Genomic DNA, 14181 nt, shown 5'->3' on the forward strand with positions numbered 1-14181 from the left:
GTGTCCGACTGAGCGGCGCCACCCGCCGGCGGCCCTTCGCCGGCGAACGCGCCTGACCGAGTGACGCGGCCCGCCGACACCGGGATGTCGCCGACCGGCGCCTCGGGCCGACGGGCCTCCGCCCGCGGAGACGGCCGCCTGGCCGGCCGTCTCCACCGACACGCTCCATCCGTCTCGGGGGTCATCTACGAGAGGTGATGTTCTTGCGAGGACATGTCATCAGGCCCGTCTCCGCTGCCGCCGTCGCGCTGGTCCTGATCGCCGGGACCATGGCCGCGCGGACCGCCCCGGTCCGCGCGGCGACCGCCCCCGCCACGGCGGCCGTCCCGGCCGAGCTGTCGGAGACCACCCGGCTCCCGGACCGGCGGTCGGTCGTCAACGGGGACCGCTTCTACTCGGTCTCGACCGAGGACGGGCTCTACCCGGCCGCGGGCTGGCACACGAACGGGGAGATGGGCGGGCTCTGGACACCGCCGCTGAAGCTCCTCGACGGCGTCTGGTTCGGCCTGAACGGTGCCTGGCTCGGCAAGCAGGCCGCCGCCGAACGGTTCACGGCCGGGCACGGCTACACCCGGATCGCGTACGGCGCGGCGGACGGTGTGCGCGCCGAGCGCACGGACGTCGCGCCTGACGGCGTACGCGCCGGGCTCATCGGCATCACCCTCAGCTCCGCGTCCCGCCGGACCGTACGCCTCGACGTGGACGCGCACTCGGAGCTGATGACCGCCTACCCGTGGGGTTGGACGACGCCCGACCAGCAGGCGATGAACCTGCCGGACACCGGCGCGTACGAAAACGGGGGACTGGTCTTCCGTGAGCAGGGAACCCCGAAGGTGCCGAACGCCGCGCCGCACGACTACGCCGCCCTCGTGGCCGCCGACCGCGCGCCGGTCGGGCACGGGCTCGGTGCGGGCCACCGGGGGCCGCAGGAGCCGGCCGTCGTCTGCCCCGCGACCGGCGAGCAGCCGAAGCGCTGCGACGACTCGGCGTTCGGCAAGGGGACCGGCGGGCGCCTCTCCTACGACGTGACGGTCCCGGCGGGTGGCAGGGCCACCGTGTGGATCGCGGTCGCCGGCTCCGACCACGGCGTCTCCGAGGCTCGCGGTGCGCTGCGCACCGCGCTGCGCGACCCGGCCGCACTGCTCGCCCGCAAGATCGCCGCCCGCCGCGCCGTCGCCGCGAACACCGTCGTCGACCTGCCCGGTGACCGGCTGCTGCAGCAGAGCGTCGAGTGGAGCAAGCAGAACCTCGCCGACTCGGTGCAGGAGGCCCGCGATCTGACGATGCGGGTCACCCACGAGGGCAAGGAGTACCCCGCGCCCAAGGGCACCGTCGCCAGGGCGCGCTGGCTCGGCGCGGGCTGGCCGGACTACCCGTGGCTGTTCGGCACCGACGGCGAGTACACCGCCTTCGCGACCGTGGCGGCCGGGCAGTTCGACCCGATCGAGGACCACCTGCGGGCGATCCGCGACACCAGCGACCTCGTCAACGACCGCAGCGGCAAGGTGATCCACGAGGTCGTCTCCGACGGCTCCGTGTACTTCGGCGCCAACGGCGAGGCGGGCAACACCGACGAGACCGCCAAGTTCCCCAGCGCCGTCGCGCTCGTCTGGCGCTGGACCGGCGACCCGGCCTTCCTGCGCGAGATGTACGACTTCACCAGGCGCAACATGCGCTACGTCGTCGACAAGCTGGACGCCGACGGCGACGGCTGGCCCGAGGGCCTGGGCAACGTCGAGCGCACCGGCATGGGCGCCGAGAAGCTCGACAACACGGTCTACACGATCCGCGGCCTGCGCGACCTGGCCGACCTGGCGACCGCCCGGGGCGACACGGCCACGGCCCGCTGGGCCGGCGAGCGCGCCGCGAACCTGGAGCGCCGCTTCGAGACGGCCTGGTGGTACGGCGGTGACACCGACCAGTACGCCGACTCCGTCGACGACCCGGCGAACCCCGCCAACGACAACACCAAGATCTTCCAGCGCCACTGGACCGGCGTGACCCCCATGGACGCCGAGCTGGTCCGCCCCGGCCAGGTCACCCGCCCGCTCGCGAGCGACGAGCACGCGCAGGCCGCCCTGTCCCGCCGCGAGCAGCCCTGCTACACGGGCGTGAACGGCCTCTACCACAGCGGCACCGGCCCGACCTCCGCCGAGGGCGGCAACAAGGGATCGTCCTGTGACACCGCGACATCGGCGGTGCAGAGCGAGCGTGCCACCTACTCCCTCGGCAACGGCATCATGGCCGTCGCCGAGGGCAACTACGGCCGCCTCGCCCAGCAGCGGACGTACACCACCGACAACGCCCGCATCCAGCTCGACCCGTCCCTGTGGGAGATGCCGGGCGCCATGCCGGAGATCGCGCCGAGCCCCGACTTCGACCCGCCGAACATCGACCGCCGGTTCACCGAGCGCTCGATGGTCCTGCAGGCGTGGGGCGCGTACGGCAACCTGTGGCCGGTCGTCCACCAGCAGCTCGGCGTCTCCCCGGACATGGGCCGGGGACGGCTGGAGGTCGTGCCGCAGGTGCCGCCGGGGCAGTCCCGCGTCGCCGGGCGTAAGATCCGGGTCGGCGGCGGCGCGGTCGACGTGACCGCCGAGGCGGCCGGGAAGTCCCTGCGCACGACGGTGACCGGCCGATCCGCCGAGGCCGCGCTGCTGATCGGCCAGGTCCTGCCGGCCGGCGCGACGGTCGCGTCGGCGACCCTCGACGGGCACCCGGTCGCGTACAAGCTCCGGCGCACCGCGCGCGGCACCGAGGTCGTCGCCGACGCCGGATCCCTCCGCGGCACCTCGGTCCTCGCCGTCGCCCTCCGCTGAATCACCCCTGGGGCGCCCCGTCACGACCGGCGGGGCGCCCCCGACCTCCCTGGAGTCGTCGTGCCCCAGCCCTCCCTGAACGAGCACCTGACCTGCGTGGCGGCGCCCGCCATCTGGCTCTCGCCGCCCAGCGGGCGGCTGACCGGAGGCGGTGACGGGCTGTACGTCGCCGACCGGCGTGTCCTGTCGCGTCTCGTGCTGACCGTCGACGGGACCGAGCCCGAGCCGGTGGACGCGGCCGCGCTCGGGGCGAACGGCGCCCGGTTCACCGCCGTGCTCGGCGCCCTGACCGTCGAGCGGACCCGCACGGTCCGCCGCGACGGCGGCACCGAGGAGATCCGCGTCCGGAACACCGGCGCCGAGCCCGTCACCGCGGTGCTGGCGGTGGAGGCGGCCGCCGACCTGGCGGAGATCAGCGCGGTGAAGGCCGGAACGTTCGGCGAGCCGGGCATGGAGGCCATGCCCGGCGGCGACCCGGGGAGTGAGGCGCCGCTGCGGGACGGGGTCGCGCACACCGCACCGGACGGGTACGCGGTGACGCTGACGGGCCGGACCCACGCCGAGCTGTCCCTGGCGCCCGGCGAGGAGTTCACGACCACACTCACCGTACGGGCGACGCCCCCGCCGGTGGAGGGGTTCCGGCAGTGCCCGCCGAGCGGGCCGCCGCCGTGGACGGCCGCCCCGCTCACCGTGAAGTCCGCCGACCGCCGCCTGGAGGCGCTCGTCGACCAGGGGATCGCCGACCTCGGCGCGCTGCTCCTCGCCGACGAGGGCGACCCGTACTGCGCGGCGGGCAGTCCCTGGTACCTCACGCTGTTCGGCCGGGACTCGCTGTGGAGCGCGCGGCTGGCGCTTCCGCTCGGGTACGAGCTCGCCGCCGGCACCCTGCGCGCCCTGGCCCGGCACCAGGGCGCCGGGCACGACCCGGACACCGAGGAGGAGCCCGGCAAGATCCCGCACGAGCTCCGGCCCGTGCACGCGGCCGGCTGGCTGCCGCCGGTGTACTACGGGACCGTCGACGCCACGCCCCTGTTCGTCATCACCCTCGCCGAGGCCTGGCGCTGGGGCATGCCCGCCTCGCAGGTCGAGGCGCTGCTGCCCGCCGCCGAACGCGCGCTGGACTGGCTGGCGGGCTTCGACGGGTTCGTCTCCTACACCGGCTCGCCGGACCGGCTCGTCAACCAGGGCTGGAAGGACTCCACGGACGGCGTCCAGCATGCCGACGGCCGCCTGGCCAAGCCTCCGGTCGCCCTGTCGGAGGTGCAGGCGTACGCCTTCCAGGCGGCCATGCTCGGCGCCGACCTGCTCGACGCCTTCGGCCGGCCCGGCGGCGAGCGCCGCCGCGCGTGGGCCGCCGCCCTCGCCGAGCGGTTCCGCGCGTGCTTCTGGGTGGACGGCTACCCGGCGATCGCCCTCGACGGCGGGGGACACCCGGTCGACGGCCCGGCATCCAACCTCGGGCACCTCCTCGGCACCGGCCTGCTCACCCCGGCCGAGGAGGATCAGGTCGCGCCCCGCATCGCCGAGCTGGACTCGGGGTGGGGCCTGCGGACCCTGGGCACGGGCTCGGCCGGATTCGACCCGCTGTCGTACCACCTGGGCTCGGTGTGGCCGCACGACACCGTCATCGCCGTGCTCGGCCTCGTCCGCGCCGGCCACCGCGACATCGCCGCGAACCTGGCACGCGGCCTGATCGCCGCCGCGCCGAGCTTCGGCTACCGCCTGCCGGAGCTCTTCGGCGGCCAGGCCGCCCCGCCGGGCCAAGGCAGCCGTACGAACCGCGGGTCTCTTACGGGCGACGGCACCCCGGGGGCCTCCCCAGCGGGGACGGACGGCGGCCCAGGTCGCGGCGCCGAGGATGAGGGTGTCCCGGTCCACGGTGGGGGGACGGACGACGGTGGGGGAACGGCCGACGGGGGAGGGGAGGCCGGCCGCCCGGCCGGTCCCGTGCCGTACCCGGCGGCGTGCCGACCACAGGCGTGGGCCGCCGCGGTCTCCCCGGCGCTGGTCACCGCACTGCTCGGGCTCGACATCGACGTCCCGTCCGGCCGCATGGCCGTGTCCCCGATCGGAGGGTTCGGGGCGCTGTCCGTGAGCAACGTGCGCGTCGGCGACGCGACCGTCTCGATCGACGTGGACCCCCAGGGGGCCGTGTCACTCATCGGCACACCTCCCGGCCTGACCCTCGAGATCTGATCCGCGAGCCTCCTCGTTGACTTTGGATGAACCGCCCTTTGCGCGCACCGGCGATGGGCGGTTCTCCCAAGGTCAACGGAGCGGCGGCAGCCGAGCGGGCGGACTGCGTTTCGTTAGCGCGGAGTAAAGGTTCTTATCCCATTTTGTGGACAGCCGGAAGTCATGATCACGTTCGGGTTACTCTGTCGCGATGATCTTGTCTCGAATTCGAAAACACGGTCAGGCCCTGGTCGCGCTCGGCGGCGCGGCCGCGTTGACGGCCACCCTGGTCCAGCCGGCGAACGCGGCCACGCACCGGTCCGGCGACCTCGCCGAACAGCTCCAGAAGACCATGACCGCGCAGAACTTCGGCGACGTCCTGGACACGACCCCGCCCGGATCGGCCCAGGCCCGCGCTCTCGCCGCCCAGCCGGAGTCCGAATCGGGCCGGCCGAAGCACGCGCCCGCGCTGAGCGCGGCCGCCGCCACGTCGATCCACCAGCAGCCGCAGGTCGACGTGTCCGTCATCGAGCTCGACACGAAGGGCCGGCCGGTCTCGTCCGGCACCGTCCTGATGAGCCCGCAGTACAAGAACGGCGTCGTCGTCCCGGTGGACAAGAACCTCCACACCGACGGGGTCCGGTACCGCCTCTGGGACACGGACCAGTGGGACGCGAACAACGGTCAGGGAACGACCGACACCGTCCCCGGCCGCGAGAACGCGCCCATCGACTTCATGGAGCCCTACCCGGCATCGATCATCAAGCTGATGGTCGGCTTCGGGATCCTGCAGTTGGTGGACAAGGGCACCATCAAGCTGAGCGACACCTACGCCTACACGCCGACGAAGGCCTCCGACCGCTGTGAGGGTGCCACCACCCGGACCATCGGCGAGTACTTCGACCGGATGATCACCATCTCGGACAACGGCTCGGCGTGCACGCTCATCAAGGTGATGCACGACCACGGCGGGGTCGACTGGCTCAACCAGCAGTTCCAGGACCTCGGCCTGGACATGCTCCAGCTGAAGGGCACCGACCCGGCCAACGGTGACTGGTCCCCGAACGTCACGATGTCGTCTCTGGACACCGCCAAGCTGCTGATGCTCATCAACGGTGTCTCCGGCACGGCGTGGACCGCTCCGAACGGGAAGCCGGTCACCAGCGGCCTGCTGAGCAAGGCGTCCCGCGAATACTTCATGAAGGAGCTCGGCGAGCAGGGCTGGAACAACGTCCTGTCGACGACGAACTACTGCGGCTACACCTACCCGACGGCCGGCATGCCGCAGCGCATCGCGCAGCGGTGGATCGGCGCCGACGGGACCGTGACGGTCAACGAGGACCCGACCGACGGGAAGTACCTCTACCCGGTGCAGCCCTGCCAGGACGCCGCCGAGGTGACGTTCGCCCACAAGACCGGTCTGACGGCGTTCGCCGCCGGGGACGCGGGCATCGTGCACTCGCTGCCCGGTAAGCCGAAGCGCGACTACATCATCGTCGCCTTCAGCAACCTCGGCTGGCGCTACCAGGACACGAACCGCCCAGACCCGGGCCCCCAGCCCGCGGTGAACCGCACCGACAAGTTCGCGACGCTCGGCCGTGTGATGGACGACTACGAGGCCCAGCGGTAACCACCCGGAAGCGAATAAGGGGCCGGATCTCCGTCCCCTTATTTCATGCGCGAAGGCGCCGCTCTCAGAGCGCCCGCCTCGGCGGACCGTCGGGGGGCGAGGGTCGTCTCGGCGAACGTACGACTGAAAAGCGGAAGGTCGGCGGTTCGACCCCGCCCCTGCCAACCATCTTTGACCTGAAAAAAGACCGTGGAGCGAAATCGCCCCGGGTCTTTTTGACGGCAACGTCCTTAGGCAATCTGTGCGGTTCCCGGCCGAGACGGCTTGTCGAGCAGTTCCTGCCGCTTGCGGAACATCACGCCCATCGCTGTGCTTCCCTTTATGCCTTGCAGGTAGGTGCGCCAGCAGGTGCCCGCCATGCCCGCGCCGAACTTCCCGCACTTCAGGCCGATGAAAGTCGGCCAAGGTACGAAAGAGGTGATTACCCTACGCACAACCCTGATAAAAAAGCGGCCCCCCCGGGTGGGGGGCGGCCGTTGAGCTGAAGAGGCTCGCTGTCAGCGCGACTCACCCGCAGGGGGTGGTCCGACTGGCAGCGGCTAGTTGTGGCTGTGACGGACGTTGGCCTCGGCCGTGTCCTGGTCCTCGCCGGCGTCCTGCTGACGGGCCTCGCTGAGGCCGCCCCGCGTGATCTCGACGCCCCTCTTCGAGGACCCGCTGGGCTCCTGGTTCATCTTGGACGTCTGCGAGTTCACCATCTGTTGCTCCCTTTGTCTGGCCCCGCGAAGCGCGGGCTTGAACTTTGGTCACATGGGACTGTTCCGGCCGCTCTCCGAACGGCATCGTGCTGTTGATCACACGACCCGATGGCCGTTCGAAACGAGATCCAGCTCAAGGTGAGCGGCCTCGGCGCGATTTAGTCAACCCGTTGCACAAGCCGCCATTCGTGCATAGAACCCTAGTAACGGCCGGATTCCGGGTGTCGTTCGCTGACGGGAGGGTGGTATGGCCCACTCCGACAAGGCACTGAGTAGAGGAGCCCTACTGCGCGCGGGAGGTCGCCGCGACAGGACGTACGATGACCGACGAGATCGCCGAGATCGTCGCTCTCACCGAGAGGTCTTCCTGGCGCTGATGAAGCACGATCCGAGCGTTCGCGCGCTGCTCCTCGCCATGCCGGACGTCTTCCCCTGGGTGCGTCATCTGAGCACCGAGGAGGTCCGCTCCTTCACAGTCGAACTGGTCGACGCGCTGTCTGACATCTGGCATGCAGGAACAGCCCTGAGGTCTCGTGTCTCAGGGCTTTCTGACGACAGCAACCGCAGCGCAACGACCGTCCGTTTGTGTCATTCCCATCACTGACAGGTGACAGTTCGTCGTATATGCGCTGATCAGATACCTTTCAGGGGTTTCGATCGAGCAGTCGCGGTGGCGGCGTCTGATCTACGGCTCGTCTCTGGGTGGTAGCCGTTCTCCAGAGAGCCGCTCAGCGACGGCCGGGAAGCTCATGCTTCCCAATCGGCTTTGGTCAGCGCGTACTCGACCACTCCGTGCTCGGAGCCTTCGATGGCGTCCAGCCCGTCGCGGTGGAAGGTGCGGACGAACGTCAGGCCCGACTTCTCCATCACGCGTCGGGAGCCGAGATTGACCGTCATCGTCTCCGCGACCACGCGTTCCACCCCCAACTCGGTGAAACCTTTATGGATCAACGCGCGCGACCCTTCGGTGGCGTAGCCCATGCCCCAGGCCGATCTGCGCAGCCGATAGCCGAGCTCGATCTCGCCGTCACGCGGTTCGTTCAGGTTCGGCCGGAAGTGGAACCAGCCCAGAAACCGTCCGGTGGACTTCTCCTCCGCTGCCCAGTAGCCGAACCCTTCGAACCGCTCGTAGTAGCCGAAGAGTGCCGGCAGCCGGCTCCGTACCTCCTCGCGGGGAGTCGGCCTGCCACCGTTCAGGAAGCGCATGACCTCAGGGTCACTGTCGAGCTCGACCAGGTTGTCTTCGTCAGCCTCGGTGAAACGGCGCAGTGTCAGGCGGTTGGTCTCCAGGAAGATCGACATTCCTCGATTATCGACGGGAAGCACCGGTTGCGGACGGCAAGGGGATCCGTCATCATCGGTCGCATGATCGATGGAAAGGGCGGCCTCCGCCCCGGCCGTTGAGGCCCGCCGAGCCGGTCGGAGCACCGGCCCAGAGCACTGTCGAATTCCTTCACCTCTTTGAATCCCTTCCCTACGCGCGCCGTATGCGGGAACAGGCCCTGTACGCGCGCCGGCACCGCCGGACCTCGGGCTTCAGTGACCTCTTGGCGGACCTGGGACGGCTCGGCCGGTACGAGCGGCGGACCGCTCTGCACCTGGCCATGGCAGCCCGCGACCTGGAGTACGTCGAGACGATCCTCACGGAACCGGACATGGCGTTGCGCCGGGCCGCCCTGCGCGCCGTCCGGACCCTTCCGGTCTCCGACGAGGCGGCGGCCGCAGTCCTCGACGACGCGCCGCTGGACCTGCGGCTGGCGCTGTACCGCACGCTGGCGCACGCGCGGCGCTCGGCCCTGGCGGACCGGCTCCTCACGGAGGTCCGCGATCGCTGGGGCGACCGCGAGGGCGCGGCCCTGCTGCCCGCCTGTACGGCCGCGGTCGTCTCTCGTCATCTCCCGGACCTCACCCACGCCGTGACCTCATGGCGCGCACTGGGCCGCCGCCATCCGAACGCGGTCCTGGACACCGTCGAGAGGGAGCTGTCCGAGGCACCCGGCTGGTGGCGGCGGCATGAGGACGCGGTCATCGCCGCCGCCTCGGCGGAGCCCGGCCGCGTCCTGGCGATCCTGGAACGCCACGACATCGGCTGGCACGCGGCACACCTGCCAGCGGCGGTCGCCGGCGCACTGTTCGAGGTGGACCCCGATCGTACGGCCCGGGTGCTGTTGGGCGCCCGAGGCTGGGGCCTGCCGTGGAACACGCCCTCGCGAACGCTGCTCACCCTCCTGCGCCGATGCTCCGACGAACAGATCGTGGCGGTCGCAAAGGACATCCACCACCACCTGGGCCCGATTCTGCGCGCGCTGCCACCTGCCCGCCGGACGGCGATCTTTCAGTCCGTGCGGGTCGGGGATCGGGCGTTGCCGGTGTGGTGGAACTCCCTTCTGGCGATCCTCCCGGCCGAGCGAGCGGCGGCCGAGGCGCGGCGGTCGCTGGAGTGGCACGCCTCCGTCTGGCATTCGGCCCGTAGCCGGCTGGACGATCCCGATATCCCGCTTCGGCTGACCTCCCACTTGCCGTACGAGGAGGCGGCCGGTTCGCTCAGGGAGGCCGCCTTCGGCGGTGACCCTCGGCGGCGGGGACTCGCCCGCACCCTGCTGGTCGAGTGCGCGGCCCGTAGCGGGGACCGGACGCTGCTCGCGGAACTGCTCGACGAACTGACCCGGCGTACGGAGAACGAACAGGACCCGCTGCGGGGAACCCTTCTGACCGCGGTGCGCGAGCTGCGTCCCGGGCTGCTGGACGATCGATGCGCGGGTGCCCTCGAACGGCTCGCCGCCCGCGTCGCCGAAGCCGGGGACTCCTCTCCCGCCACCTGCGCGGCCCTACGGGGTCTGGCCGCGCGGGTGCTGCGCCACCATGATCCGGGCGTCTCGCCCGACCTGATCGCCTGGGCCTTCGGCGTGTACGACCGGCTCGTGCGGCGTTACGGGGCGGATGCCCTCACGTGGGATGAGGAGGCGTGTTCGACCGTCCGCCGACGGCGGCGCCGCGGGGCGGAGCCGACGCGGGACGACCGGCGGGAGCGCCTGGACACGATCCTGCGCGCGGGCCAGGAGCGCGAACTCCTCACGGTTTTGCGTCCCCACCTGCGAGCCTCCCGGGAACGCGCCGACTTCGCCCTGGTCGTCGCCCTCAGACGGGCGCTCGGCCGGAGGGCCCGGCCACTCGACGAGCTCCAGGACGACCTGCGCCTGGCGGCCCTCCGCGCGCCGGAGCCACTGGCCCGGCAGGCGGCCGAGTTCTGGCTCGCCGACGCACCCGACCGCGACGAGCGGGCGGCCTCCCTCGTGCGCGATGATCCGTCCACCATCGAACTGCCCGCCGTCTGGCGAACGATCGCAGGGCGCCGCACCGACCTGCTCGGCATACCGGTCTCCGACGGTTCGGCGAGTCGTCGCCCTGATTCCGGTCCCTGGGTCCCGGACGCCGGCGGTGGTCTGCCGGGACGATGGACCCCTCATCAGTGCGACCAGGTGCGCGGCCGGCTGCGCCGGGTCATTCAGGACGACCGTCTGCCCGTCGCCGACAGGATGGCCGCGGTTCGGGCGGCCGGCCGGCTTCCCGCCGCCTTGGGCGAGCTCACCACCCTGGCCGAGCGGGCGGATCCGGTCATCGCCGAGACGGCGATCGAGGCACTCGCCGGGACGGACACGCCCGCCGAGGCACTGCCGATCCTGCTGACGTACGCGCGGGGTCCCGCCTCCCGCACCGCCGTGGCGGCCGCGGCGCGGTGCTGCCGGGCCGTCCGGTCGTCACGGCTCCGCCCGATCCTCGAACGCGCGCTGCTCGGCCCGGACACCAAGGTCACGGTGCGGAAGGAGGCGGCCAGGCAATTGGCCGGTTGCCGCGTGCCGGGCGCGGTGGACCTGTTGCTGCGCGCGTGGGAGTCGCCGGACACCCACCGTGACGTACGCGTGGCGGTGGCGGTGGCGCTGCGCCGGGTTCCGGAGGACCCGCGAACCCTGCCGGCGCTGCGGGCGGCCGCGGACCCGTACGCCGGGGAGCTCATGGCGCGGACGTTGTTCCAGGCGAACCCGCATGAATACGGGACGGTTCACCGCCCCGCCTACGCCGACCTCGTCCGCCGGCTGCTGCTGGCGGCGGACGGTCCGGGTGTCCGGTTCCGTGCCTCGAAGGCGTTCGCCACCTGGGCTCCCTGGTACCAAGGCGGGTTCGTGGAGATCATCCGGGCCGCCGGGGATCCGGAGGACCCGGCCGGCGACGGCGAAGTGTCCGTGCTCCTTTCTCTCCTCAGGGCCGGCACGCTCCACGACGAGATCCTCGACGTGCTCGGCCGCTTGGCCGCCGTTCACCGGTTGTTCGGCACGGACACGACCGGGTCCGCGGATCACCGTGACGACACCGCCTCCCGGGCGCCGGCCCGGATACGGTCGATCGTCGACATACTGGCGACCGACCGGTCCGCCGGTCGGCGATTCACGCCCTGGGAGCCGCGGCTCGTGCGGGAGGCGATGCGCCTGCTCGCCGCCGAGCCCCGGCACCTGCCGGAGGCGGCCCGTCTCGGCGTCGCGCTCCTCCCCGTGCCGGAACGCGCCGACGGCGCCGGGCCGGAGTCCGCGAGTTCCGGTGCGGGAGGTGGACCGGTCGCCGAGGCGGCAGAGGGGGACACGAAGGCGGCCCGCCTCGCCGACCACCTCGGCGAGCTGGCCGACCTGCTCGCGAACCGGCCGGTCCTCGCGACCCGGGCGGCGAAACTGGTCGCGAGCCAGTTCCGCGACTACAGGAGTCACAGCAATGCCGATCCCGCGTTGCTCCTGGCCACTCTCCGGCGCCTGTCCGGGCGGATCGACCTCGCGGCCGGACTGTTCGCCGTCGCCCTGACCCGCATCGGCGGGGACCGCGCCGGCTGGCCGGGCGAATGGCGAGAGGTTCTCTGGCACTGGCGCGGCTCCTCGCAACCGGAGGTCGCCCAGGACGCCTGGAACGTCATGATGCTTGATCATTGAGCGGGTACGGCGTCGCCCCCCGCCTCCACAGGACCCCGCTGAAGCTCCCGCCGCCCCTGGACGGTCTGGTCCTCCAGCTCGTCGACATCGCCCACGACGACGAGCGCACGGTGATATCGAAGGAGCACAACGCACCCTGGCTACAGCAAACAGCTCGCCCGCCACCTCCGCGACATCGGACTTCCCACCCATCTCGCTGAAGGTGCGGCAGGGCAGCGCTCTGCCCCAGAACCGGCTTGGCGAGACGGCACTCATCGCGGCATGAGAGTGCATCGGCGCAGATCACCGATAAACCCAGCGGTGATAAGCATCCAGGTCGACGTTGCTGCCGCAGATGACAGTGACGACGTGACGGCCGACGAAACGGTCACGGTCTTCCAGGACGGCAGCGACGCCAAGGGCGGCTGATGGCTCGACGACCAGGCCCGTGTGCTCTAGGAGCATCTGAATGCCCGCGATGATCGACGACTCGTGGACAAGGACGGCGTCGTCAGCCACCGTGAGGAGGTCGTCCAGGACCGCTGGGATGGGGTGCCGGCCGGCGACGCCGTCGGCGATGGTGTCGGTCGATTCGGTGGTGATGACGCGGCGCTCGTGCCAGGAGCGAGTCATCGCTGGTGCACCCATGGGCTGCACGCAGATCACCTCGACTCCGGGTACCAGGGTCTTCAGGACGTATCCCACGCCGCTAGCCATCGCGCCGCCACCCAGGGCGATCAGAACAGCGTCGAACGCGGATTCCTCGCCCGCCAACTCAAGGCCGATCGTCGCGGCGCCCTCGCAGGTCTCAACGTCCAGACTGTCCTCGACCAGCCGAACGCCGCGCCATTGCGCGATACTCGCAGCCCGCTCACGGGCCATTTCGAAGTCGCCGTCCACCAATTCCAACTCCGCACCCAGCGCGCGGATCCGATCGAGCTTGGCAACAGGTGCCCGCCGCGATGCCACGACCGTCACGTTGAGGCCACGGCGGCGGCCTGACCAACTGAGCGCCTGGCCGAGGTTGCCGGCGCTGGCGCACACCACGGCAGTCCGGCCCTGCTCGGTCAGCAGGCTCGCTACAAGCTCGGTACCCCGGGCCTTGAAGCTGCGGACCGGGTTCGCCGTTTCCAGTTTGATACTCACTGTGCAGCCAAGCCGGCGTCCCAGTGCATCGCACTGGTACATCGGGGTACTCAGAAATATGGGGTCGATCACGCGGCGGGCCGCGTGGATCCGGTCAAGATCAAGGCGCGTCTTGAGCACGCCGAGACCATACACACCCGACGGTGCCGTCTTGACCGTCAGTGCCACGGACCCGGCGGACGCGTCCCGCACATTCGCTGGTGCCTCCCCGAAAGCCCGCCCGGCCCATGCGTTAGGACGCCTCGGCGCGGCTGACCCCGGTGTGCGGAGCGTCGGACGCACCGATGAGTTCGGGGCGCGATGAAGGTCAGTACTGGCGAGCAGTCCGGACGGACCAAAGGAGGACCTGCTATGGCGAGATTTGTGACCATCGGGTATGGCGACCAGGAAGGTTACGACCGCACCGACGCGGCGGTCCGCGACCAGGCGCACGCGCATGACACTCGCTTGCGTGCGGCGGGAGCCGATATGGGGATTACCGGCTCGCCCGTACAGGTGCGAAACCACGACGGTGCCGGCATGAGCGTGGAGAGCGGATCGTTCATGTCGTCGGCTCTCCCGGTCGCCGGATTCGCGATCATCGAAGCGGCAACGCTGGAGGAAGCCATCCAGCTCGTGTCACGGACCCCCTGCGCGGTCGCGCACGGTGTTGTCGAGGTCTGGCCGTTGCGGGAAACGCCGTAGGCTGCTGGCTGCGACGTACGCACATCGCAGCGTCAGCACGATGTCGGGCGTGGACAGCAGCCGTGACCCGCTCGGAA

General features: G+C 71.1%; 10 protein-coding genes. 6 read left to right on the forward strand and 4 right to left on the reverse strand.

All coding sequences use genetic code 11. The annotated features are described in order from the left end of the window. Positions 1-203 precede the first annotated feature (203 nt). From NE236_RS09020 to NE236_RS09030, 3 genes are all read left to right on the forward strand, one after another. Positions 204-2819 carry a glucosidase family protein gene (locus NE236_RS09020; RefSeq protein ID WP_252841401.1) on the forward strand — a complete coding sequence of 872 codons (2616 nt, stop codon included), beginning with the start codon at positions 204-206 and terminating at the stop codon, positions 2817-2819. A 60-nt stretch (positions 2820-2879) separates the two neighbouring features. After that, positions 2880-5015, forward strand: a complete 2136-nt coding sequence (locus NE236_RS09025) for a glycogen debranching N-terminal domain-containing protein (RefSeq protein ID WP_252841402.1) — start codon at positions 2880-2882, stop codon at positions 5013-5015. 190 nt (positions 5016-5205) lie between these two features. Further along, positions 5206-6624 (forward strand): serine hydrolase, encoded by a 1419-nt coding sequence (locus tag NE236_RS09030; RefSeq protein WP_252841403.1) that lies wholly within the window; start codon positions 5206-5208, stop codon positions 6622-6624. 230 nt (positions 6625-6854) lie between these two features. Here NE236_RS09030 and NE236_RS09035 read toward each other — a convergent pair whose 3' ends face one another. Both NE236_RS09035 and NE236_RS09040 read right to left on the reverse strand, forming a co-directional pair. After that, entirely contained in the window at positions 6855-7058 is a 204-nt protein-coding gene (locus tag NE236_RS09035; RefSeq protein WP_252841404.1) for a hypothetical protein, read from the reverse strand. A 105-nt stretch (positions 7059-7163) separates the two neighbouring features. Then, on the reverse strand, positions 7164-7322 hold the full coding sequence (locus NE236_RS09040; RefSeq protein ID WP_252841405.1) for a hypothetical protein: 159 nt from the start codon (positions 7320-7322) through the stop codon (positions 7164-7166). 376 nt (positions 7323-7698) lie between these two features. On the opposite strand from NE236_RS09040, the gene NE236_RS09045 reads away from it, so the two are divergent. Beyond that, positions 7699-7926, forward strand: a complete 228-nt coding sequence (locus NE236_RS09045) for a hypothetical protein (RefSeq protein WP_252841406.1) — start codon at positions 7699-7701, stop codon at positions 7924-7926. Between the two features lie 143 nt (positions 7927-8069). Here the strand turns inward: NE236_RS09045 and NE236_RS09050 are convergent, their stop codons facing one another. Then, positions 8070-8750 carry a GNAT family N-acetyltransferase gene (locus NE236_RS09050; protein WP_308209070.1) on the reverse strand — a complete coding sequence of 227 codons (681 nt, stop codon included), beginning with the start codon at positions 8748-8750 and terminating at the stop codon, positions 8070-8072. Between the two features lie 59 nt (positions 8751-8809). Here NE236_RS09050 and NE236_RS09055 point away from each other — a divergent pair, with 59 nt between their 5' ends. After that, positions 8810-12295: a HEAT repeat domain-containing protein gene (locus NE236_RS09055; RefSeq protein WP_252841407.1), complete on the forward strand. Its 3486-nt coding sequence runs from the start codon at positions 8810-8812 to the stop codon at positions 12293-12295. 282 nt (positions 12296-12577) lie between these two features. Here the strand turns inward: NE236_RS09055 and NE236_RS09060 are convergent, their stop codons facing one another. After that, positions 12578-13540 (reverse strand): threonine ammonia-lyase, encoded by a 963-nt coding sequence (locus NE236_RS09060; RefSeq protein ID WP_252841408.1) that lies wholly within the window; start codon positions 13538-13540, stop codon positions 12578-12580. 231 nt (positions 13541-13771) lie between these two features. Here NE236_RS09060 and NE236_RS09065 point away from each other — a divergent pair, with 231 nt between their 5' ends. Next, complete coding sequence (locus NE236_RS09065) at positions 13772-14104, forward strand: YciI family protein (protein ID WP_252841409.1); 333 nt, start codon at positions 13772-13774, stop codon at positions 14102-14104. Positions 14105-14181 lie beyond the last annotated feature (77 nt).

Origin of the sequence: Actinoallomurus purpureus, assembly GCF_024055795.1 — a bacterium.
Taxonomy (GTDB): domain Bacteria; phylum Actinomycetota; class Actinomycetes; order Streptosporangiales; family Streptosporangiaceae; genus Actinoallomurus; species Actinoallomurus purpureus.

Bases quoted from the DNA above. Each gene is read 5' to 3' on its own strand.
- NE236_RS09030 (WP_252841403.1), top strand. From the start codon at position 5,206: ATGATCTTGTCTCGAATTCGAAAACACGGTCAGGCCCTGGTCGCGCTC.
- NE236_RS09040 (WP_252841405.1), bottom strand. From the start codon at position 7,322: ATGGTGAACTCGCAGACGTCCAAGATGAACCAGGAGCCCAGCGGGTCC.
- NE236_RS09045 (WP_252841406.1), top strand. From the start codon at position 7,699: ATGAAGCACGATCCGAGCGTTCGCGCGCTGCTCCTCGCCATGCCGGAC.
- NE236_RS09055 (WP_252841407.1), top strand. From the start codon at position 8,810: ATGCGGGAACAGGCCCTGTACGCGCGCCGGCACCGCCGGACCTCGGGC.
- NE236_RS09065 (WP_252841409.1), top strand. From the start codon at position 13,772: ATGGCGAGATTTGTGACCATCGGGTATGGCGACCAGGAAGGTTACGAC.